Annotated in this window: 20 protein-coding genes; 6 read left to right on the forward strand and 14 right to left on the reverse strand. The window is 66.9% G+C overall.

From position 1 onward, the window contains the following. Nucleotide 1 precedes the first annotated feature (1 nt). Complete coding sequence (locus AC3WUM_RS05630; protein ID WP_492409219.1) at nt 2-418, forward strand: PaaI family thioesterase; 417 nt, start codon at nt 2-4, stop codon at nt 416-418. Nucleotides 419-532: 114 nt separating this feature from the next. On the opposite strand, the gene AC3WUM_RS05635 is transcribed toward AC3WUM_RS05630, so the two are convergent. Further along, nucleotides 533-1,894 (reverse strand): spinster family MFS transporter, encoded by a 1,362-nt coding sequence (locus AC3WUM_RS05635; protein ID WP_492409220.1) that lies wholly within the window; start codon nt 1,892-1,894, stop codon nt 533-535. A 108-nt stretch (nt 1,895-2,002) separates the two neighbouring features. Here AC3WUM_RS05635 and cofD point away from each other — a divergent pair, with 108 nt between their 5' ends. After that, complete coding sequence (gene cofD / locus AC3WUM_RS05640) at nt 2,003-2,980, forward strand: 2-phospho-L-lactate transferase (protein ID WP_492409221.1); 978 nt, start codon at nt 2,003-2,005, stop codon at nt 2,978-2,980. Between the two features lie 2 nt (nt 2,981-2,982). Here cofD and AC3WUM_RS05645 read toward each other — a convergent pair whose 3' ends face one another. From AC3WUM_RS05645 to AC3WUM_RS05680, 8 genes are all read right to left on the reverse strand, one after another. Next, nucleotides 2,983-3,336, reverse strand: coding sequence for a Spx/MgsR family RNA polymerase-binding regulatory protein (locus tag AC3WUM_RS05645; RefSeq protein ID WP_492409222.1), 354 nt, complete (start codon nt 3,334-3,336; stop codon nt 2,983-2,985). Between the two features lie 68 nt (nt 3,337-3,404). Continuing rightward, a complete protein-coding gene (gene arsH / locus AC3WUM_RS05650; RefSeq protein ID WP_492409223.1) occupies nt 3,405-4,121 on the reverse strand; it encodes an arsenical resistance protein ArsH in 717 nt (238 codons plus the stop codon). Next, nucleotides 4,118-4,516 (reverse strand): arsenate reductase ArsC, encoded by a 399-nt coding sequence (locus AC3WUM_RS05655; protein ID WP_492409224.1) that lies wholly within the window; start codon nt 4,514-4,516, stop codon nt 4,118-4,120. Before AC3WUM_RS05655 ends, arsH begins: the two co-directional genes overlap by 4 nt. Further along, the gene (locus AC3WUM_RS05660; protein ID WP_492409225.1) at nt 4,513-5,226 is read right to left on the reverse strand and encodes an MIP/aquaporin family protein; all 714 of its coding nucleotides are present in this window, start codon (nt 5,224-5,226) and stop codon (nt 4,513-4,515) included. Before AC3WUM_RS05660 ends, AC3WUM_RS05655 begins: the two co-directional genes overlap by 4 nt. Continuing rightward, nucleotides 5,223-5,552 carry an ArsR/SmtB family transcription factor gene (locus AC3WUM_RS05665; RefSeq protein WP_492409226.1) on the reverse strand — a complete coding sequence of 110 codons (330 nt, stop codon included), beginning with the start codon at nt 5,550-5,552 and terminating at the stop codon, nt 5,223-5,225. The genes AC3WUM_RS05660 and AC3WUM_RS05665 overlap by 4 nt, the downstream gene beginning before the upstream one ends. A gap of 166 nt (nt 5,553-5,718) precedes the next feature. After that, on the reverse strand, nt 5,719-7,161 hold the full coding sequence (gene tldD, locus AC3WUM_RS05670) for a metalloprotease TldD (RefSeq protein WP_492409227.1): 1,443 nt from the start codon (nt 7,159-7,161) through the stop codon (nt 5,719-5,721). Nucleotides 7,162-7,357: 196 nt separating this feature from the next. Beyond that, a complete protein-coding gene (locus AC3WUM_RS05675; protein ID WP_492409228.1) occupies nt 7,358-7,762 on the reverse strand; it encodes a hypothetical protein in 405 nt (134 codons plus the stop codon). Nucleotides 7,763-7,785: 23 nt separating this feature from the next. Next, nucleotides 7,786-8,610 carry a carbon-nitrogen hydrolase family protein gene (locus tag AC3WUM_RS05680; RefSeq protein ID WP_492409229.1) on the reverse strand — a complete coding sequence of 275 codons (825 nt, stop codon included), beginning with the start codon at nt 8,608-8,610 and terminating at the stop codon, nt 7,786-7,788. A gap of 90 nt (nt 8,611-8,700) precedes the next feature. Between AC3WUM_RS05680 and AC3WUM_RS05685 the strand changes: the two genes are divergently transcribed. Further along, on the forward strand, nt 8,701-10,809 hold the full coding sequence (locus AC3WUM_RS05685; RefSeq protein ID WP_492409230.1) for a site-specific recombinase: 2,109 nt from the start codon (nt 8,701-8,703) through the stop codon (nt 10,807-10,809). 3 nt (nt 10,810-10,812) lie between these two features. Here AC3WUM_RS05685 and AC3WUM_RS05690 read toward each other — a convergent pair whose 3' ends face one another. From AC3WUM_RS05690 to AC3WUM_RS05705, 4 genes are all read right to left on the reverse strand, one after another. Continuing rightward, entirely contained in the window at nt 10,813-11,418 is a 606-nt protein-coding gene (locus AC3WUM_RS05690; protein ID WP_492409231.1) for a phosphatase PAP2 family protein, read from the reverse strand. An 82-nt stretch (nt 11,419-11,500) separates the two neighbouring features. Further along, nucleotides 11,501-15,382: a YhdP family protein gene (locus AC3WUM_RS05695; RefSeq protein ID WP_492409232.1), complete on the reverse strand. Its 3,882-nt coding sequence runs from the start codon at nt 15,380-15,382 to the stop codon at nt 11,501-11,503. Between the two features lie 132 nt (nt 15,383-15,514). After that, on the reverse strand, nt 15,515-16,981 hold the full coding sequence (rng, locus tag AC3WUM_RS05700) for a ribonuclease G (protein WP_492409233.1): 1,467 nt from the start codon (nt 16,979-16,981) through the stop codon (nt 15,515-15,517). Then, nucleotides 16,978-17,610: a Maf family protein gene (locus AC3WUM_RS05705; RefSeq protein WP_492409234.1), complete on the reverse strand. Its 633-nt coding sequence runs from the start codon at nt 17,608-17,610 to the stop codon at nt 16,978-16,980. Before AC3WUM_RS05705 ends, rng begins: the two co-directional genes overlap by 4 nt. A 183-nt stretch (nt 17,611-17,793) precedes the next feature. Between AC3WUM_RS05705 and AC3WUM_RS05710 the strand changes: the two genes are divergently transcribed. The 3 genes from AC3WUM_RS05710 to AC3WUM_RS05720 all read left to right on the forward strand — a co-directional run bounded on the left by AC3WUM_RS05710 (nt 17,794) and on the right by AC3WUM_RS05720 (nt 20,196). Further along, entirely contained in the window at nt 17,794-18,105 is a 312-nt protein-coding gene (locus tag AC3WUM_RS05710) for a rhodanese-like domain-containing protein (protein WP_492409235.1), read from the forward strand. Nucleotides 18,106-18,163: 58 nt separating this feature from the next. Further along, the gene (locus tag AC3WUM_RS05715) at nt 18,164-19,603 is read left to right on the forward strand and encodes a TolC family outer membrane protein (RefSeq protein ID WP_492409236.1); all 1,440 of its coding nucleotides are present in this window, start codon (nt 18,164-18,166) and stop codon (nt 19,601-19,603) included. A gap of 95 nt (nt 19,604-19,698) precedes the next feature. Beyond that, nucleotides 19,699-20,196 (forward strand): DNA-deoxyinosine glycosylase, encoded by a 498-nt coding sequence (locus AC3WUM_RS05720; RefSeq protein WP_492409237.1) that lies wholly within the window; start codon nt 19,699-19,701, stop codon nt 20,194-20,196. Between the two features lie 9 nt (nt 20,197-20,205). Here AC3WUM_RS05720 and AC3WUM_RS05725 read toward each other — a convergent pair whose 3' ends face one another. Further along, the gene (locus tag AC3WUM_RS05725; RefSeq protein ID WP_492409238.1) at nt 20,206-21,825 is read right to left on the reverse strand and encodes an alkaline phosphatase D family protein; all 1,620 of its coding nucleotides are present in this window, start codon (nt 21,823-21,825) and stop codon (nt 20,206-20,208) included. Nucleotides 21,826-21,954: the final 129 nt, after the last annotated feature.

Genomic DNA, 21,954 nt, shown 5'->3' on the forward strand with positions numbered 1-21,954 from the left:
CATGGATGCCGAGACACTGCGAGCCGCAGGCTGGAGATCGCGCGAAGCCGAAGGCTTCACGGGCTACATCGCTCCGCTGTGGATGCACGGCGAAGAAGGATCGGTGACCGGCGTCGGCTTCCTGGCCGACGCGCGTCACGTGAACTATCAGGACACGGTGCACGGCGGAGCGCTGATGACCTTCGCCGACATCGCGCTAGGCTGGATCGCGGCCGGCGCGCTCGGGCACAAGCGCATCGTCACCGCCCAGCTCGCGATTCAACTCGTTTCGGCACCGCGCGTCGGCGATTTCATCAGCTGCCACGCGGAGCTCGTCCGCAAGACCTCGCAGCTCGTGTTCGTGCGCGGGCTCATCCTTGCGGGCGATCGCACCGTCGCGAGCGCGGACGGCATCTGGAAAGTGCTGGCTTCGAAGTAACGACGCTCATTCGCCTCGGTGCGGCCTGCGCCCGATTGCGCACGAGTTGCACGCAACCGACAGGCAGCGCGAGGCCCGCAACGACGAACGAAGTCCGCCCGGGCCGCGCCGCGTTCACGCCACCGCCTCGGCCTGCCCGACCGCCTGGCGCATCGCCTTCATGCCGCCGAACAGCAGCGCCGCCGCGAGCGGGCAGCAGATCGCGACCGCGGCCGAAATGCCGAGCCCGATGTTGCCGCCGAACAGATGATCGGACAGCGCCGCGATCAGGATCGGACCGACGCCCGCGCCGATCAGGCCGGCGCTCGCATTGAACGTGGCGATGCCGGTTCCGCGCAGCTCGTTCGGCGTCACCAGGTTGAGCGCCGCGTTCGCGCAGGCGATGAAAGGCGACAACACGGTCAGAAACAGCCACAGGAAGCCGAGAAAGATCCACGGATCCCGGCTCGTGAACGCGACGAAGCCGAGCGGCGTGGCGGCGAGCAGCGCCACCGCGTACCAGCGGAACTGCGCATCGAGCCTGCCACGGCGATACATCGCATCGACCGCGAGGCCGCCGATCAGCTTGCCGACGATGCCCGCGATCACCAGCGTGACGCCGAGGTACAGGCCGATCTTGTCGGCCTTCCAGCCGAAGCTGCGCCCGATGTAAGCCGGATACCAGGTGCCTGCGCCGGTCACGATCATCGCGGCGAGCCCGAAGCCGCTGTAATGCATCAGGAAGAAGCGACCGCGACTGCGAACGAAGCGGAACAGCGCGAGATAACTCGCCACCGTGTCGAGCCAGAACGAGCCCTTGGTCCGCAGTTCTGCGCGCCGGCCACGACGCTCGGGCTCGGGCACTGCGAAGATCAGCAAGGAGATCAGCGCTCCGGGAATGCCGACGATGAAGAACGTCGCCTGCCAGGAGCGCACCTCACCGACCACCGGCAGCACGATCGTCGCCGAAGCCGCGACCATCGTCACGATGAGCCCGCCGAACAGATAGGCGCAGCCCGAACCGACGGTGGAGCCCATCGCGTAGACCGCGAGCGCCGTGGTGAGGCGCTGGCGCGGAAACAGGTCGGTGATCATCGAGGTCGCACAGGGGTTCAGCGTCGCCTCGCCCGCACCGACGCCGACTCTTGCGATCAGCATGTGCCAGAAGTTCTGCGCGAAGCCGCAGGCGGCCGTCGCGAGCGACCAGATCGTCACGCCCATGTAGATGACCCAGCGGCGATTGAAGCGATCCGCGAGCGCACCGGCGAGCAATCCGATCACCGAGAACGTGATCGCGAAGGCCGAGCCGTGGAGGATGCCGAACTGCAGATCGGTGAGCCCGAGATCGCGCTTGATGGGGTCGACCATCAGGCCGATGATGAAGCGGTCGAGTATCGAGAGCCAGTACAGCAAGGCAAGCACGCCGGTGGCGTACCAACCCACGGCCGCTCTCGGATAAGCCGCCTCGACCGGCGTGGCGGATTCACTGTGACTCATTCAGACTCCTCGCTCTCGCGGCAGCAGGCATGCGCGGTTCGCCGCATGGAGCCCGCATGTCATGAACCTGCCTGCGGGTCGCCGTCGACGACGATAGCAACGGCCAACATGCTAAACGACAACACTGCTGATAACGAATCGAAACGCTATCTCGCGCTCTCGGGCGGAGTCGGCGGAGCCAAGCTCGCTTACGGCCTGGCGCAAGTGCTGCCGCCCGAGTCGCTGGTGATCGCCGTCAACGTCGGCGACGACTTCGAACATCTGGGCCTGACCATCTGCCCCGACCTCGACACGGTGCTCTACACGCTCGCCGGCATCGTGCATCCGCAGCAGGCCTGGGGACGCGCGGACGAGAGCTTCGGTGTTCTCGACGAATTGCGCAGGCTCGGCGCGGACGACTGGTTCACGCTCGGCGATCGCGACATCGCCCTGCACCTGCTGCGCAGGCAGCTGCTCGACCGGGGCCTGAGCCTGAGCCAGACCGCCCGCGAGATCGCGCGTCGTCTCGGCATCGCAACGACGGTACTGCCGGTCAGCGACGACGTGCTGCGCACCATCGTGTGTAGCGATCGCGGCCCGCTGGCGTTCCAGGAGTATTTCGTGCAGCTGCGCTGTGCGCCCGTCGTGCAGGCGCTCGACTTCGAAGGCGCAGCGCAGGCCAGGCTCACGCCTGCGCTGCGCGAGTTGCTCGACAGCGCCGATCTCGGTGGCGTGATCCTGTGTCCGTCGAATCCCTACCTGAGCCTCGCGCCGATGCTCGCGATTGCCGAACTGCGCGATCGCTTGCGCGATTCGAAGGTGCCGGTGATCGCGGTTTCACCGATCGTGGCCGGCTCCGCGATCAAGGGCCCGACCGCGAAGATCATGCGCGAACTCGGCGTGCAGCCGCACGCAGGCGTCATCGCCGAGCTCTACGCCGATTTCGTCGACGCCGTCCTGATCGACGAGGTCGACGCCGGACTCGCCCGGCATGATGCACGCCTCGTCGTCGCCGCAACCGTGATGAAGACGCCCGAGCAGAAGATCATGCTCGCCCGCCGCTGCATCGAGCTGATCGAAACGCTGCAGAAAGCACAGCGCCGATAGCCCTACTTGAGCTTGGAAAGCACCGCGCCTTCGTCGCCCTTGGCAAAGCCCACGCTGATGCCCTTGAGTGATTCGATGACGGGCCGTTTGACGAGCGAGGGATGGCTCGCGAGCAGCTCCGCCGCCTCGCCCTGTGCTACTTTGGCTTGCGCCTGCGCATCGAGCTTGCGCCAGGTGGTGCCCTTGCGATTGACCACGGCATCGACGCCGAGCTCGGCGATCCACCGCGCAGCGCGCTCGCTCGACAGCCCCTCGGTCTTGAAATCGTGAAAGCGGAACTCGATGCCTTCGTCCTTCAGGCGCGCCAACGCGCGCTGCACGGTGTCGCAGTTCTTGATGCCGTAGACGGTGATCATGTGGGCGATGCGGCGGTCGATGGGCCAGGGATTTTTAGCGGTTGGAGCGATGGCGTTCCCGGAAGTGATCACAATCGATCGACCGGACGCGCCTCTTCTTCTTTGCGTTCCGAGTAGCGATCGACCAGCTGGTTCGCATGCGGACGCAGCAGCACGGTCATTCTGAGCAGTTCCTCCATGACGTCGACGATCCGATCGTAGTAGGCCGAAGGCCTCATCCGTCCTTCACCGTCGAACTCATCGTAAGCCTTCGCAACGCTAGACTGGTTCGGGATCGTAAACATCCGCATCCATCGGCCCAGCAGACGCAGCGTGTTGACCGCATTGAACGATTGCGAGCCCCCGGACACCTGCATCACGGCAAGCGTGCGGCCTTGCGTTGGACGGATGCCGCCCATGTTCAGCGGCAGATGATCGATCTGGGCTTTCATGAGGCCGGTGATCTGGCCATGGCGTTCGGGGCTACACCAGACCTGCCCCTCCGACCACATCGACAGCTCGCGCAGTTCCTGAACCGCCGGGTGCTTGTCGCCAGCGATCTGATCCGGAAACGGCAGATCGGAAGGATCGAAGATGCGCGTCTCGGCGCCGAAGTATTCCAGCAGACGGGCCGCTTCTTCCGTCGCGTATCGCGAGAAGGAACGCTGGCGCAACGAACCGTAGAGCAGCAGGATTCTGGGTCTCGACACGGTGTCGCCCAGGCCGATCGCGGGCCGGCGATGGGCGTAGCTCGTGTCGAGCGCTGGCAGGTGATCGGACGCCGGCAGCGTGCGCACGCGGCTCATGCCCAGCCCTCGGCGTCGATCAACTGCCGGACGCGGTTGCGGATTTCGTCGCGGATTCCACGGACTCGATCTCCGCTCTGCCCTTTCGGATCTTGCAGCGGCCAGTCATCGCGCTTGAGGCCCGGAACATAAGGGCATTCGTCCCCGCAGCCCATCGTGATCAGCAGGCTGGCGCCTTGCGCCAGCTCGGCCGTCAGCCGCTGCGGCTTGGCGCCGGCAAGATCGATCCCGATCTCGCGCATCACTTCGAGCACCTCGGGGTGCACGCGATCGGCGGGATGGGTGCCGGCCGATATCGCGCGGGCTTTCGCGGGATCGGCAAGCTCGTTGAAGAAGGCGGCGGACATCTGCGATCGGCCCGCATTGTGAACACAGGCGAATATCACGGTTTTCATGCGGTCTCCGGCTCGGTTTCCGAATGGGCAGGGACGACGCTGGCCACAGCCGGCAGCACTGGAGTCAACCATCGAAAGAGAACGGCAGCAGCGAGCGCGCCGACGAATTGCATCAGGACGAACAGCGGCGCATCGATCAGCCGGATGCCGGCGAAGGTGCTGGTCATCGAGCGGGCGAGCGTGACGGCTGGATTGGCGAACGAGGTCGACGCCGTAAACCAGTAGGCGCCGACGATATAGCCGGCGACGGCGAATGGCGTGAACGAAAAGCCAGATCGTGCACTGCCCCGGATCACCGACATCAGGCCGAACGTGGCCACGAATTCGCTGAATGCCTGGGCGGCTCCTGAGCGCTCATGGAGCGACGCAGCGAACAGCGGTTCGCCGAACATCGCATGCGCCGCGGCAACGCCCACGAAGGCTCCGACGATCTGGGAAATGACGTAAACCGGAACGTCACGCCAGGACGTGCCGCCTGCCACCGCATCGGCCAGCGTCACGGCCGGATTGAAATTCGCACCGGAGATCGAGCCGAACGTCATGATCAGGGCCATCAGCACCCCGCCGGTGGCGATCGAATTCGCCAGCAGCGTGATGGCCAGATTCCCCGCGGCCAAGCGCTCGCCCATGATGCCGGAGCCGACCACGGCGGCCAGCAGCAACGCCGTACCTAAGCCTTCTGCAACGATGCGGCGCATGAGGGTCGTCATTTCTTGCACACCGAGGGCGTGCTGCACTCTGCGGAACTTGAACTTCCGGCACAGCAGTTTTCGGTCAGGTAGTCGAGCAGGCCGTTCATTGCCTTGAAGTCCGGCGCGTAATAGATGAAGCGGCCTTCCGAGCGCGACTTCAACAGCCCGGCGTTGCTGAGTTCCTTCAGGTGGAATGAAAGAGCATTCGAGGCGATGCCGAGGTGGCTGGCGATTTCACCCGCCGCCATCCCTTCCGGCCCTTTGCGAACCAGCAGCCTGAACACGGCGAGGCGATGGTTTTGAGCCAGTGCCGCAAGACGGACCACTGCGGTTTCGATTTTCATGTTTCAATAATTATTGAAACATAATCGACGTGTCAATAGTCATTGAAATGACAGGGCGTCCGCTCGGTTCGCTGCAGAAGCGGCGGGTCTCCCCTAAAAGATCTGCATGGGCTTCATTCCCGCGACAGCCCCAAGCGGGACTGCCTGAAATGAGCTAGCGGCTCGCTCAGGCCTGCGTGCCGCCGACCGTGATGCCGTCGATCTTGAGCGTCGGCTGGCCGACACCGACGGGCACGCTCTGGCCTTCCTTGCCGCAGATGCCGACGCCACCGTCGAGCTTCAGGTCGTTGCCGACCATCGACACCGCGCGCATCGCTTCCGGTCCATTGCCGATCAGGGTCGCGCCCTTCACGGGTCGCGTGATCCTGCCGTTCTCGATCAGGTAGGCCTCGCTCGCCGAGAACACGAAGTTGCCCGAGGTGATATCCACCTGCCCGCCGCCGAAGTTCACCGCATAAATGCCGCGCGGAACCGAGCGGATGATCTCCTCGGGATCGTGCGGACCGGCAAGCATGTAGGTATTGGTCATGCGCGGCATGACGAGGCTCGCGAACGATTCGCGGCGGCCGTTGCCGGTCGGTTGCATGCCCATCAGGCGCGCGTTGAGCGTGTCCTGCAGATAGCCCTTGAGGATGCCGTTCTCGATCAGCGTGGTGCAGCGCGTCGGCGTGCCTTCGTCGTCGAGGTTGAGCGAGCCGCGGCGGCCCGCGAGCGTGCCGTCGTCGACGATCGTGCACAGATCGCTCGCCACTTTCTCGCCGATACGGCCCGAATACGCCGAGCTGCCCTTGCGGTTGAAATCGCCTTCGAGCCCATGGCCGACGGCCTCGTGCAGCAGCACGCCGGGCCAGCCCGGACCGAGCACGACGGGCATGTTGCCGGCCGGCGCCGAAACCGAATCGAGCAGCACGATCGCCTGGCGCACGGCTTCGCGCGCGTATTCCTCGGGCAGCTGCGAGGCCGCGAAATAGTCGAGCGCATGACGGCCGCCTCCGCCGACGTGCGCCTGCTCGCGACGACCCTTGTCTTCGACGATCACGGTCACGTCCATGCGGATCAGCGGACGCACGTCGGCCGCGAGACGGCCGTCGGTCGAGGCCATCACCACCACTTCGTAGTTCATCGCGAGCGAGGCCATGACCTGCTGCACGCGCGGATCGGCCGCGCGCGCGGCCGCGTCGGCGCGACGCAGCAGCGCGAGCTTCTCGGGCGTCGGCAGCGTGTCGAGCGGATTGATCGGCGGGTACAGCGTCAGGCCCTTGCTCTCGGTCAGCGATCCGACCACGCGCTGGTCGCCAGCATCGACGATCGCACGCGCCGCGGTGGCCGCGTCTTCGAGCGCGTCGAGGCGCAGCTCTTCGGTGTACGCGAGCCCCTGCTTGTCGCCCGCGACCGCGCGCACGCCGACGCCTTGCTCGACGCTGTGACTGCCGCTCTTGACGATGCCTTCTTCGAGCGACCAGTGCTCGGACTTGGAAAACTGGAAGTACAAGTCGGCCGCATCGACACCCGGCTTCATCAAGCCGTCGAGCACGCGCGTCAGGCGGCGCTCGTCGAGCTCGGCGGGGTCCAGCAGGGTGGAACGGGCGACTGCGAGTGCGTTACTCATCGAATCTCCATGCCGATACGGATGCGCATGCGGCGGTGGCCTGTAACAGGGGAAAAGACGGACGGCATGGCCGATGGATCGCGCGCCGATGCAAGGCGCGAGGAGGAGTCATGGCCGTAGCGATGGTGACGACGAGCAACGCAGCAGCGGCGTGCGGGACGCGGCCAGGCGTTATCGGTTCCTCTGTCATAGGCCACTAAGTCCTGGTGAATTGCAATGGATAGTGGAAGACATAGTAGCCCCGGCCGGGCGCCGCACCGAATTCGAGCTGGCCCGTGAGCGCGAGCACCCAGGCTTCGAGCTGCGTGCTCGGCATCGCGCTGCGGATGATCTGGCAATCGGCGACGCGCCCGTCCGGCGTCAGTGCGAGCGCAAGCACGATTTCGCCGCCGATGTCCTGGTCTTCGCGCAGGGCCTGCTCGTAGAGCTCGTGATAGTCCGGTGCGCGCTTGGCGAAAGTGGCTTGCAGGTCGAGGATCGAGCGCTTCTGCGAGCCCGGCGGATACGACTCGATGAAGGGCTTCGGCACGCCGGCGAGCGGCTCGTACATCACGCAGCCCGTCAGCGACAGCAGCGCGGCCATCGCTGCGACTCGCAGCATGGCGTGAGCGAATCGCCCGCCCATCAAAGCCGCCGATGCTTCAGCGAAGGCAGCGATTCGCGCACCGCGCGCAGGCGCTCGAAATCGAGCTCGGCGAGCACCACGCCGGGCGTGTCTTCGTCGCGCTGAGCGAGCACTTTGCCCCAGGCGTCGACGATCATCGTGTGGCCCCAAGTCTTGCGCCCGCTCGCATGCGTGCCGCACTGGCCCGGCGCGATGACGAAGCACTGGTTCTCGACCGCACGCGCGCGCAGCAGGATTTCCCAATGCGCTTCGCCGGTGCGATCGGTGAAGGCGGCCGGAATGCAGAGCAGCTCGGCACCGCGCTGCACCAGGCCGCGATAGAGCTCCGGAAAGCGGATGTCGTAGCAGACCGACAAGCCCACGGTGCCGGCCTGCGTCGGCGCGACCACGTAGGCCGGCTCGCCATGGGCGATCGTCGCGGATTCACGATAGCGCTCGATGCGATCGCCGCGGTCCACGTCGACGTCGAACAGGTGGATCTTGTCGTAGCGCGCGATGCGCTGACCATCGGCCCCATACACCAGGCAGGCCGGATAGACGCGCCCCGGATCGCCCGGCACCGCCACCGGCACGGTGCCCGCGATCACATCGATCGCATATTCGCGCGCCAGATCGGACAGGAACTGCTGGATCGGCCCGCTGCCCTCGGGCTCGGCGAGCGCGAGCTTGTCGGGGTCCTTGCGGCCCATGAAGGCGAAGTTCTCGGGCAGCGCGGCGAGCCTGGCGCCGGCCTGCGCGGCCTCGGCGACGAGCGCCCGGCTGGCTTGCAGGTTGGCGGCCAGATCGGCGCCCGTATTGAGCTGGATCGCGGCAACGAGTGTCATGGCGGCAGTCTACCTCAGGCTTTCCGGGCGGCGGCCCGGCAATTCAGGCCCGTTGCGGGATAATCGGGGCGCAATCCTGATGCGCAACCGATGACCTCGAACTCCGACTCGCCCGTCACGCCCGAGCCCGCCCGCTGGCGCCGCTGGCTGCGCCGCGGCGATCCGCAGCAGCGTCGCATCGCCACCATCGATGCAGCGCTCGACCAGGCCCTGCTGCGCCTGATCGAATCCGACGAGCACACCCGCCTGGCCGCACTCTGGCGGCTCGTCGATGTCTTGCGCCCACGCCGCAGACGTCAGGCCGATCACAGCACGCTCGCGCTCGAACGCCTGCGCCTGCTCATCGCCGAAGACGCCACCGCGCGCGAAAGCCTGCGCGAGGCGCTGCTCTGGCTCCTGACCACGCGCAAGCCGCTGCATCTGCTCACCGAATCGGGCGTGCTCGTGCAGGAAGGCCTGTTCTCGGGCTTCTGGCGGCGCGCGACCAACCGCTGGCTACCCGAAGAAGTCGACACCGGCGATCTGCGCGATTGCCTGCGGCAGTTGTTCCCGTACGAGCACGATCATCTGTGGATCGCGCAGGCGCCCGACGCCGCCTGGATCGCGCTGCTCGACGCCTTGCGCTTCGACGAGGCCGCCGGGCTGCCGTCCATGCAGCGCTTGCCGATGTCGATCCAGTTGCTCGAAGCTTTGCAGGTACTGTCGTATCGCATCGCCGCCATCGGGCTCGAGCCCGAACTGGTGCGCAATCATCCGGCGATCCAGCAGTACGAATCGCCGTTCTTGATGCAGAACGTCGAGCTGCGCGAATTTCTCGAAGAGCGCAAGCGCGCACTCACCGAGGCGCGCGAACCCGGCATCGACGATCGTCATCTGCTGGTGCTGCTCGACCAGTGCGAGGAGATTGCCGACAAGGTGCGCCGCCAGGCCGCCCGCGGCGGCGCCAGCGTGAGCCTGACGGTGCTGCTCGTGCGGCTCACCCAGCATCTGGAACGCCTGCGCCTGCTGCTGCGGCTGATCGAGCACTCTGCGCCCGCGCACGCACTCAACGTGTTGCGCGTGGCCTTCTTCAAGGATCTCGTACGCGCCGAGAACCTGCGCGACAGCGTTCGCGAAATGTGGCGGCAGATCATCCAGCTGCTCGCCACGCGCATCACCGACAACGCGAGCAAGACCGGCGAGCATTACGTCACCGCGACGCGCAGCGAATATTTTTCGATGCTGCGATCGGCGCTCGGGGCCGGCTTCATCGTCGCCTTCATGGCGATGTTCAAGGTGGTGCTCGGCAACAGCGCGCATTCGCCGCTGATGACCGCGCTGCTCTACAGCCTCAACTACGGCCTGGGCTTCGTACTGATCTATCTGCTGCATTTCACCATCGCGACCAAGCAGCCGGCGATGACGGCTTCGTACCTGGCCGCGAGCCTGGCGACGCGCGAGAGCGGGCGCGACCGGCTCGATCCGCTGGTCGACCAGATCGTGCGCACGCTGCGCTCGCAGTTCATCGCCATCGTCGGCAATGTCACGTTCGCGCTGGCGATTCCCATCATCGTCGCGCTCGCGATCAAGGCCAACGGGCTGCCGTTCTTCATGAGCGCCGAGAAAGCCGAGCATCTGCTGCACGACCAGAATCCGATCGCGAGCCTGGCCTGGCTGCATGCGGCCGTCGCCGGCGTCTGCCTGTTCCTTTCAGGGTTGATTTCGGGCTATTTCGACAACAAGGCCGTCTACAACCGGATTCCGCAGCGCATCGCCCAGCTGCGTTCGCTGCGGCGACTGCTCGGCGCGGCGAGGCTGCAGCGCTTCGCTGATTACATCGAGAACAATCTCGGGGCCCTGGCCGGCAACTTCTTCTTCGGCTGCATGCTGGGCTCGATGGGCACGCTGGGCTTCATCTTCGGCCTGCCGATCGACATTCGCCACATCACGTTCTCGACCGCCTACGTCGGCTACGCGCTGGTTGCACTCGATTGGCAGATTTCGCTGCAGACGCTGCTGCTGGTGGCAATCGGCGTGCTCGGCATCGGGCTCATCAACCTCTCGGTGAGCTTCGGCCTGGCATTGCGCGTCGCCCTGCGAGCGCAGCGCGTGCGCTTCGAAGATCGCCGCGGACTGCTGCGGCGCATCGGCCGGCGCTTCATCGAGCGGCCCGGCGAATTCTTCTGGCCACCGAAGGCCGCCGACCCCCAGCAACACTGAGGCTCAGCCGCAGAGCCAGCCCACGTGCGGCCGCAGGAAGCGCGCGAGCTGGCGCAGGTAGGGTTCGAGCACGAAGCCCTGGATCGACGGCAGCAGCACCGCGGCGATCAGCACCGCGACGAGCAGGCCGCCCGCGAGCCGGTACGGCGGACGCAGGTCCGATCGATAGCCGCCCGCGAACACCGCGACGCCGAGCAGGCCGATCGCGAGCCCGCACCAGACTTCGCCCCAGCTGTGCGCGCCCAGCCGCACGCGCGAAACGCCGATCAGCAGCACCCAGGCCAGGATCGCGAGGCGGAACAGCAGCGCGCGCAGGCTCAGGCTGCGGCCCATCGCGATCACCGTGAAACCGCCGTAGGCGATCGCCGCGAACGCCGTGTGCCCGCTCGGGCTGCGGATGTCGCCCCAATGCGAGCGGCAGGCGCCGAAGCCGATCTTGAACAGGGCCACGGTCAGGCCGACGCCGAGCACGCAGGCGCACCAGAGCAGCGCCTCGCCGCGACCGACGCGCGAGGCGAGCCAGAGGGCGATCAGCAGGCAGAACGGGCCGAGCAGCAGGGTCGCAGCGAAATGGCTGACAAGCGGAAAGAATTCGGGCAGAGCGGGCAAAGCGTCGCGAGTCCTTGAGGCGATGCCGGAACAGCCGGCTGAGCGGGCGTCCCGGCGCATGAATGAGAGGGATCGGCGGCCGCTATTCGGCGCGCTTCACCTGCGGATTGTCCCAGCTGCCGGTGACGGCATAACTGAGCTGTGTCACCTGATCGAGCGGTTTGTCGAGCACTTCCTGGGCCAACAGGGCGAGCACGCCGATCGCCGGACCGCCGAGCAGCAGCGCGCCGAGCGTCACGCCGCCCGAAACGCCCGGATAGACCGAGACCTTCTGGTCGTAGTCGCGCGCGGCCAGGCCGACGCGGCCTTTCATTTCGATCTTCAGCGACGGCGAATCGATGCTCACGCCGTCGCTGGTGGCATTGCCGTTGTCGAGCAGGAAGCTGCCCTTGACCTTGTCGAAGCCCAGGCCCTTCGAAGTCACGTCGCGGAAATCGAGCGTGAGCCGGCGCGGCAGCGCGTAGAAATTGAGCAGGCCGAGCACGCGGCCTGCTCCCGGCTCGAGCGAGCGCAGCGAACCTTTTTCGAGTTCCAGATCGACCCTGCCCTGGGCCTGCGTCCAGTCGACGCCGGCGAGCGCCGGAGGCCAGGTCAGCTCGGCATCGAAGCGGCTGCGGTCGGCGTCGACGCTGCGCGCGTAGCCCAGGCCTTCGAGCGTCGGCCCGATGCTGCGGCTGTCGAGCGTGAACTTGGTATAAGCGGTCGACGCGCCAGCGCGGCGTATCCACTCGCCGCTGCCCTTGAGATCGAGATCGGCCCCGCTGGCCTCGAGCACGGCGAGCTTCTGGCCGCCGTCGGTGCGCGCGGTCTGCACGCGCAGATGACCGAGCCTGGCCTCGCCGAGCTCGCACTGGCGGCAATCGGCGTCGATCGTCGGCAGCGTATTCGGGTCGATCGGCTCGCCCTGCGGCGGCGCCTGCGCGCCGGAGTCGGCGGCTTTCTTGACCGCGGCGACCTTGAGCTTCTCGAAACGCGCGACCACCTGCGGCGAAGCTCCGGCGATCCAGTGCACGTCGCCGACGGCGCCCTGCCCGCTCAGGTGCGCGTTCCAGCTGCCGGCGCTTTCGGGTGTGTAGTGAAGCCGCACGCTGCCGACGCTGTAGCCCGACAGGTGAAGACGGTCGGCTTCGAGGTCGATCGCTTCGAGCCGCAGGCCGCCGGCAGGCTCGGCGGCGGCCGCTTCGACCGGCGTCTTGCCCTCGCTTTCGGTGTTGCGGCGCAGTGCGGCGAGCCAGGTTGAGATGTCGAGATCGGTCACCTGGCCGGTCACGCGCACGCCCGTTTCGGTCGCCTGCGGCACCGCGTCGGAGCCCAGGTTCACGAGCACGCGCTGGGTCTGCAGATTGCCCTCGGCGGTCTTGGCCATGTGGACGTCGGCCCCGAGCCGCTTGCGATACGAGACGCCGATGCGCAGCGGCTGATCCTGCAGCTGCGCCGGATCGACCGCGACCGGTGCTGCCGCCACCACGGCCGCCTCGCGGCCGCCGATGCGCACCGACAGCGGCGCCGATTCTTCGGCGATCTTGCCGACCGGCGGCGGCAGATCGACCGTCACGCCGACGAGGTCGCTGCTGATCTCGATGCCGTTCGAGTCCGCCCCGAGCAGCACGTCCGCGTGCAGATGCGTGCCGCCCGAAACGTGCGGCCGCAGCAGGCCCGGCACGTAGCGCGACAGCCCCGAACCGTCGGATTGCAGCGTGTAATCCATGTCGGCCGTCAGTCGCGTGGCGCCCTTGCCTTCGGGCGCGAGCCGGGCGACGGCGGGCACGCCATAGAAAGTGCCGCTGACACCGTCCGACTGCGCGCCGTCCTCGGTGAAGCGGATCTCGCCCTCGAGCGCCTTGAACGGCTCGTCGAGGCCCTTTTGCGTCATCTCGGCGCCCTTGAGCTTCACGAGGCCGTCGACCTGGGTCTGCTGGGCGTTCTTGAGCGGAATCGACAGGTGCACGCTGACGCTCGCCGGGCCGCTGCCCTGGGTGCGATCGAGCAGGCCGGACAGGCGCGGGGCCAGCGGCGAGGCGCGCAGGAAGTCGTAGTAGCGGGCGACGTCGCCATCGACCTCGCCCCGGATGTCGATCATCGTGTCCTTGAACTGCGGAATCTCGGCGACCACGCGCTCGATGCGGTTGCCCGACAGGCGGCCGCTGTCGGCCGTCACGCTCATGCCGATGCCGTTGAACGATAGCCGCGCCGCCACCTGATCGGCCTCCGGCCAGCCCGGCGCATAGGCGAGCTTGCCGTTGGCGACGTCGAGATCGAGCTGGAACAGGCCGTGATCGCGGAACGGGAAATCGGCCAGGTTGCCTTCGATGCGCAGCCGGGCGCTCGGCACGCGCCCGGCGACGATGCCGCGGTCGAGCCAGTTGCGCAGGTTTTCGGTCCAGTAGATCGGCTTGTAGGGCTTCAGGCGCGTCACGTCCTCGGCCGAGAAGCGCGCGTCGAGCTTGATCACCGGTGAGGTCTGCGCAGAGCCGGCGGCCGGCAGCAGCAGATCGAGATCGGCCTCGCCGAGGCTGCCTTCGAGCGACCAGTTGAACTTGGGCATCTGGATGCGCCAGCCCTGCGCGTCGTGGGTCCAGTCGAGCTGCCCGGCCACGCGATCGAAACCCACCGGCCGATCGAACACGCGGCCGTAATCGAGCACGAACGAGCCGGTATCGACCGACAGCCGGCCGCCGGCCTCGGTGGCCGACAGCTGGCCGCTCAGGCCCTGGAATCCGGGTCCGGGGCCGCGCTCGGTTTGCGCCGGTGCCAGACCGAGCCGGTCGAGCCGGGTGCTGATCGAATAGGTCGGCGTCTCGGCACCCAGGCGCCCGCGCGCGACGAGGTTACGCAGCTCGCCCGACACCCCGAGCAGGCGCGGGTCCAGGGTCCTGCCGGCCAGCATCATCCACGGCGCGAGATCCTGCAGGCGCAGGTAATCCGCATCGGCCTCGACCTCGCTGCCGCCGGCCGCGATCGGCGTCCACTGGAGCCGCAGGCGGGTATCCGGCCACGGGCCGGATTCACCGGTGACCTGCACGTGCGGCACGTCGAGCGTCCAGCTGCTGCCGTCACGCCGGCCTTTGGCGTGCAGGCCGATGTCGTGCAGCTTGGCCAGGTGCTCGCCGCGCCTCGCCGCGACGCCCTTGGCCTCGAAGTCGAGCTCGGCGGCGTCGATACGCCCCTGGTTCATCACCCCCGAGACGCTCAGGTCGGCGTCGTGCATCTGGATCGCCGGATGGCCTTCGAGCCGGGCTTCGAGCCAGGGCAGCCGCGACAGGCCCTCGAAGCTCAGCGACCAGCTGCCTTCGAGCGATTTGAGATCGGCCGGATCGCCGTCGAGATCGGCCTCGAACTCGGCGCTCTCGCCCATGAAGCTCGGCAGCTCGACCTGGGCTTCGAGCATCGCTCCGCCGAAACGCCGGCGCGCGAGCGCCTCGACCAGATGGAACTGCGGGTTGCCGCCCGACAGCCGCGCGTCCTCGACGAGCACGCGGCAATCGGCCAGACGAATCTCGTCGAAGCGCGCGATGTCGTGCTGCCAGTCGTGCGTGGACTTGGCCGGGCCGGCGGTATCGAAACCGCGCAGCGTGACCTGGTTGTCGCGGTCGATCTGCACCACCACGTCGAGCCCGGCGAGCTCGATCTGATCCGGAAACGTATCGCCGCGCACGAGCCGCAGCAGGCCGAAACCGATGCGCAGGCGCTCGGCCGACAGCGCCGGGGTTTCGCCGTCGTCGCCGTAGATGACGATGTCGTCGAGCTCGAGCAGCGGGCGGAAGCGATGCCAGACCAGGGCGACGCCGCCGATGTCGATCGGCCGGTTGGCGACGCGGCTGACATAGCCCGAGAGCTGTTCGCGATACCCCGGCAGCGCCATCACCGCGAGCTGGAACAGCCCGCTGATGACGGCCGCGATCACCACCACCAGGGCGAGCACGGTCGTCGTCGCGGTCCACCAGCGGCGTTTTACCCGGTCCATGCAGGGGCAGGATTCGAAGCGGAAAACGCGAGCATCGTCAGGCCGTGGCGACCGAGCGCTGAATGATGGTCAGGGAAGCTCTGCCCACGTGTGCGGGCATCGGCAGGTCGCGCGAGGACGGAGCGGAATTCCTCATAGAGGCACGACGTCGAAGTTCTCCTGATGGTAAGTGGCCTCGGGCTTGGTCCGGATCGGCCGGTTGAGCTGGGCTTCGAGTTCCGCCAGCCCCATCGGCTGGTCTTCGGTGAGCCGCTGCACCACCTGCGGCGCGGCGAGCACCAGGAAGGCCTTGGCCTCGAACTGGCGCGCGGCGCGCTGCACTTCGCGCGTGATCTCGTGGCAGACCGTCTCGACCGTTTTCACGCTGCCGCGCCCGGAGCAAGACGAGCAGGGCTCGCACAGGATGTGCCCGAGCGATTCGCGCGTGCGCTTGCGCGTCATCTCGACCAGGCCCAGCGGCGAGAAATCGTACACCTGGGTGCGCGCCGGATCGCGCTTGAGCTCCTTCTCCAAGGCGCGCAGCACCTGCGCGCGATGGTCCTCGTTCCGCATGTCGATGAAGTCGAGAATGATGATGCCGCCGAGGTTCCTCAGGCGCAGCTGCCGCGCGATCGCCTGCGTGGCCTCGAGATTGGTCTTGAGGATGGTTTCCTCGAGATTGCGATGCCCGGTGAACGCGCCGGTGTTGACGTCGATCGTCGTCATCGCCTCCGTCTGGTCGATCACCAGATGACCGCCGGATTTGAGGTCGACCTTGCGCGTGAGCGCCCGGCCGATGTCGTCCTCGACGCCGTAGAGATCGAAGATCGGCGCATGGCCTTCGTAGAGCCCGACCAGATGCGCTCCACCCGGCACGAAGTCGAGCGCGAACTGCTTGAGCTTGGCGAACTCGCTCGCGCTGTCGATGCGCACGCGTTCGACGTCGGTGCCGAGCAGGTCGCGCAGGATGCGCATCGACAGCGGCAGATCACCGTGCACGAGCGTGCCGTGCTGGGCCATGCGGCTGCCCTGGCTCACCGAGGCCCACAGGCGCAGCAGGAACTCCAGATCGTGCGCAAGCGCTTCCTCGCTGGCGCCTTCGGCCGCGGTGCGCGCAATCACGCCGAACTGCGGACACAGGCGCTGATGCAGGCCGGCGACGATGTCCTTGAGCCGTTGCCGCTCGGCCTCATCCTCGATGCGCGCCGAAACGCCCGCATGCGGTTCGAACGGCAGCAGCACGAGATAGCGCGACGGCACCGACAGCAGGGTCGTCAGCCGCGCGCCCTTGGTGCCGAGCGGGTCCTTGAGGATCTGCACGAGCACGTCCTGGCCTTCGCTGAGCAGCTTGCCGATCGGCGGCTGCGGCATCGGCTCCCCGTTGGCGTTCTGCGCCGGCACCATGTCGGCCACATGCAGGAAGGCGGTGCGCTCGAGCCCGATCTCGACGAAGGCCGCCTGCATGCCTGGCAGCACGCGCTGCACGCGGCCCTTGTAGATGTTGCCGACCAGGCCGTGGCGCGAGGCGCGCTGGATGTGGATCTCCTGCGCGGCGCCGTTCTCGACGAGGGCCACGCGGGTTTCCTGCGGGCCGATGTTGACGAGGATTTCGGTGCTCATCGGTCGAGAGACGGTTTGATGCCCGCCCTGGCCAGCATTTCGCAGGTTTCGTAGAGGGGGAGTCCGACCACGCCCGTGTAGCTGCCGGCGATCGAGCGTATCCAGCGCGCGGCTCCGCCCTGGATCGCATACGCGCCGGCCTTGTCGGCCGGCTCGCCGCTGGCCCAGTAGGCCGCGGCGTCTTCGGGCGTGATCAAGCCGAAGCTCACTTCGGTGACGCTGAGCGCCTCGTAGACCACCTCGCCGCGCACGAGCGCGACGGCCGAGCAGACCCGGTGCGTGCGGCCCGACAGCCTGGCGAGCATCGCCAGCGCATCGTCGCGGTCTTTCGGCTTGCCGAGGATTTCGCCATCGATCGACACGTCGGTATCCGCCCCGAGCACGAACAGTCCGTCGCCTTCGGACTGTCCGCCGCGGGAGTGTCCGCCGGTGTCCGCCGTACGCGCCTTGGACAGTGCGAGCCGGCGCGCGAAGGCTTCGGGAGACTCTCCGGCGGCGGCTTTTTCGGGCACGTCGGCCGGCTTGCAATCGAATACGTAACCCACGCCGCGCAGCATCTCCACGCGCCTCGGCGAGCGTGAGGCGAGCACGAATTGGGGAGCGGAAATCGCGGTGGAAGCAGCAGTCATCGCAACACTATCGCATGGGCCCCAAAGCAGCCGCAAAAGCCCGTTGCGGCTTGCGCACGGTCCAGCTGGCACGGCGGCGGCATCGATCTTGCCCCTGCACCGACATCAGGCCGACGAGGCTTGGCCCGTCATCTGTGCGGAGTGAGATACTCCGGCGTTCAACGGAACATTTCGACCCTGACCATGCAGACCCTGAGCCCTTCCAGATTCCAAGCCCTCATCGCCTCGGGCGCCACCCTGCTCGACGTGCGCATGCCCGAGGAGATCGCCATCGCCTCGCTGCCCGGCGCGATCAACATTCCGCTGATGGACTTGCCCGATCGCATCGGCGAATTAAACCCGCAGGCGCCGATCGCCGTCTTATGCCACCACGGCGTTCGCAGCGAACACGCAGGCCGCTTCCTGGAGCACAACGGTTTCACCCAGGTCTCGCACCTGGAAGGTGGAATCGATGCCTGGTCCGAGCAAATCGATGCGAGGGTGCCGCGGTACTGAGGCCGTCTGATCGGTAACCACCGCTTCTACTATTCAGCTTTATTGGGGGATTTTCGCGATGCGCCTGTCGGCATTCAAAGCGGCTGCTGCCGCGCTCTTTCCCGTGCTCGCGCTGGCGACTTCGTCGGCTTCGGCCAACGAACTCGTCAACGTCTATCGCCTGGCGGTGGACAACGATGCGCAGATCGCTGCCGCGACGCATCAGCGTGACGCGGCGCTCGAAGCGAGGCCGCAGGCACGCGCGGCCCTGCTGCCGCTGATCAGTGGCAGCTACGGCTACCAGAAGGGGCGATCGAAGGGTAACTTCAGCCAGACCTCGCAGACCGAAGCCGTCGATGCCAATGGCGATCCGATCGATGCCGACGGAGACGGACAGACCGATCTCGTGCCGTTCACGTTCGGCCAGGGCATCAACGCCACGTCCACCGACAAGAATCTCAACATCAGCCTGCAACAGCCGGTCTTCGACTGGGCCGCGTTCATGCGCTTCTCGAAGTCCGCCGATCAGCTGTCGCTCGCGCAGGCCACGTATCGTTCGGCCGAGCAGAGCCTGCTGCTGCGCTCCGCGCAGGCCTATTTCAATTACCTCGCGGCCAACGACGATCTGCGTTACACGCGGGCGCAGAAGACCTCGCTCGAGCGCCAGCTCGAACAGGCCAAGAAGCGCTTCGAAGTCGGCCTGTCGGCGATCACCGACGTGCAGGAGGCCCAGGCCAGCTACGACGTGGTGCTCGCCGATGTGATCGCGGGCGAACAGATGCTCGCCTCGGCGCGCGAGGCCCTGCTCGAAATCACCGGCCAGCGCGATGCCGCGCTGGTCCCGCTGCAGGACGAAATTCCGCTGCCGGGCCCGCAGCCCGAGAACGTCGACGACTGGCTCGGCGTCGCGCGCGACAACAACTACGACCTCGCGATCGCCCGCGTGAACGCCAAGCTCGCCGGCTACGACGTCGACATCGCACGCGCTGCGCACTATCCGACGCTCAATCTGGTCGGCCAGTATTCAGACGTCGAGCAGATTCGGGATCAGCGCGGCAGCTCGATCGGCGACCAGACCCAGGAACTGCACGGTCCTTCGGTCGGCCTGCAGGTCAACCTGCCGATCTTCAGCGGCTTCGCGGTCCGCTCGCAGGTTCGCCAGGCGCAGAGCGTCGAAGACCAGCGCAAAGCCGAACTGCTCGGCGCCGAGCGCAGCGTCTCGCGCAGGACTCGCGACGCCTACCTCGCGGTGCTGACGGGGTCCGCGCGCGTGAAGGCGCTCAAGCAGGCGGTGATCTCGAACCAGACGGCATTGCAGGCCAGCGAAACCGGCCTCGAAGTCGGCACCCGCACGACCGTCGACGTGCTCAACGCGCAAAGCCTGCTGTTCAGCGCGCAACGTGATTACGCACGCGCGCGCTACGACTACCTGGTGTCCATCCTCACCTTGAAGTCGGCATCCGGGCGGCTCACCGAGGCCGACCTCGCCGAGATCGACCAGCTGCTCGTCAGCGGCTGATCGCCATTCGCATCGCCTGCGCCCAGAACAGTCGCCCAACGCGAAGGCCGGTCGGATGACCGGCCTTTTGCTTGCAAGCCTGCTTTAATGCGCGCATGACGTTGATCTACAGCTTTCCCGCGGTCGTCGACGAGCACGCGCATACGCTCGTGCTCGGCTCGATGCCCGGCGTGCTGTCGCTGCAGGCCAACCAGTATTACGCGCACCCGCAGAACGCCTTCTGGAAACTGATGGGCGACCTGTTCGGCGCCCATCGCGAGCTGGCGTATTCGGATCGCCTGCGGCTGCTGCAGCGCAACGGCATCGCGCTCTGGGACGTGCTCAAGTGCTGCATCCGCGAAGGCAGCCTCGATTCGAGCATCGTCGAAGACAGCATCGAGCCGAACGATCTGGCCACGCTGCTGCGTGATCATCCGCGCATCGAGCGCGTGTTCTTCAACGGCGGCAAGGCCGAACAGAGCTTCAAGCGCTACGTGCGCCTGCCCGCGCTCGCCTCGCCGCCGCGCTTCGCGCGCCTGCCTTCGACGAGCCCGGCGCATGCGACGCTGAACTACGCAGCCAAGCTCGAAGCCTGGCGCGTCATCAAGCTTTAGCGACTTGCTTCAACGCCGCTCCGCCTCGAGCGTCTTGGTGAACAAGGTCGCGCCCGTGCTGTCCTTGAGCGCCACCGTCATCGCGCGCGTGCGCGCATCGATGTCTACCTGCCCGAAGAACTGGTAGTTGGCGCTCGGCGGCAGATTGCTCTGGCCCTTCGGCGGCGCCTTGGCGAACACGAGTTGCGGACCAAAGGTGTCGTCGAGCTCGCCTGGACCGAAAGTCCCCGCGTGCAGCGGCCCGGCGACGAATTCCCAGAACGGCTCGAAATCATCGAAGCGCGCCTGCCTGGGTTCGTAGCGATGCGCGGCGCAGTAATGCACGTCGGCCGTCAGCCACACGGTGTTGGCGATGCGAGCGCGCTTGATGAAGCGCAGGATCTCGGCGATCTCGAATTCGCGTCCGAGCACCGGGCCATCGCCGTTGGCGATCGCTTCGAATTGCGGACGTTGCTGCGCATCGACGCCGTCGCCGACGAGCAGGCCGATCGGCATGTCGGCTGCGATGACTTTCCAGGTCGCGGTCGAATCGCGCAGGCCGCGCTTGAGCCAGGCGATCTGCTCGGCGCCGAGAAACGCGGTCGCCTCGCTCGGCGACGTCTGGCGGTTGTAACTGTTCGGCCCACGATAGCTGCGCATGTCGAGCACGAAGACATCGAGATCGTCGCCGTACGGAATGCGCCGATGGACGCGCTGCGCTTCGTCCTGCGTGTGCGCACGCATCGGTGCGTAATCGAGAAAGGCCTTGGTCGCGCGTGCGACGAGCGTCTGCACGCGCTTCTCGGTATACGCGGCGTTGGCCGACAGATCCTTGGCGGCCGACCAGTTGTTGGCGACTTCGTGATCGTCCCATTGCCAGATCTGCGGCACCTGCGCATTGAACGCGCGGACGTGGCGATCGTGCAGGTTGTACAGATACGCGCGGTGATATTCGCGCAGCGTCTCGGCGACCTTGGTCTTCTCGGGCACCGCATCGAGAAACGCGTTGTACCACCAGCTGCCGTCGGCGAGCGCGACTTCGGATTTCATCGGCCCATCGGCGTAGATCGTGTCGCCCGAGTGCAGGAAGAAATCCGGATCGACCGCGCGCATCGCCTCGTAGCAGCGCATGCCGCCGTCATCGGGATTGATGCCCCAGCCCTGCCCCGCGGTGTCGCCGCCCCAGACGAAGCGCAGGCCTTCGCGACGGCGCGGACGCGTGCGGAACACACCGTTCACGGGCTCGCTCTCGGCCGCTTCGTCGTCGAGGTTCTGGAACATCGTGCGCACGTGAATCTCGCGCCCCTGCGGCAAGCCGCTCAGGTCGACGCGCGCGGTGTAGTCGGAGGTTTCGAGCGCATAAGGCCCGACGATACGCTGCTTCTGGTTGAACTGCGCATCGAGCGACCACTCGACGACGAGCCGCGATTCGCGATCGGCCCGGCTCCAGACGATGGCCCGGTCGGCGAGCACATCGCCGATCTGCAAACCCCAGTCGGCGAGCGGACGCGACGCATCCGACGCCACCACCGCCGGCGCCTGCCGCGCGGCCAGCACGCCCGGCAAACAACCACCGAGCAGCAGACCGCCCGCGGCACCGGCGGATGCTCTCAAAAACCCACGACGCGACGACACGACTCGCTTGGACATTCCCTGTCTCCTGGCCCGTAGTGATGTGATGAGCAGCCAGCCGAGCGTAGGCGGCGCAGATGAAGACTTTGTGGCGCTCGTTGAAGCGCGAAACAAAAAGCCCTCCGGCCTCGCGGCCGAAGGGCTTTC

Source organism: Hydrocarboniphaga sp. FW305-C-57, assembly GCF_058783045.1.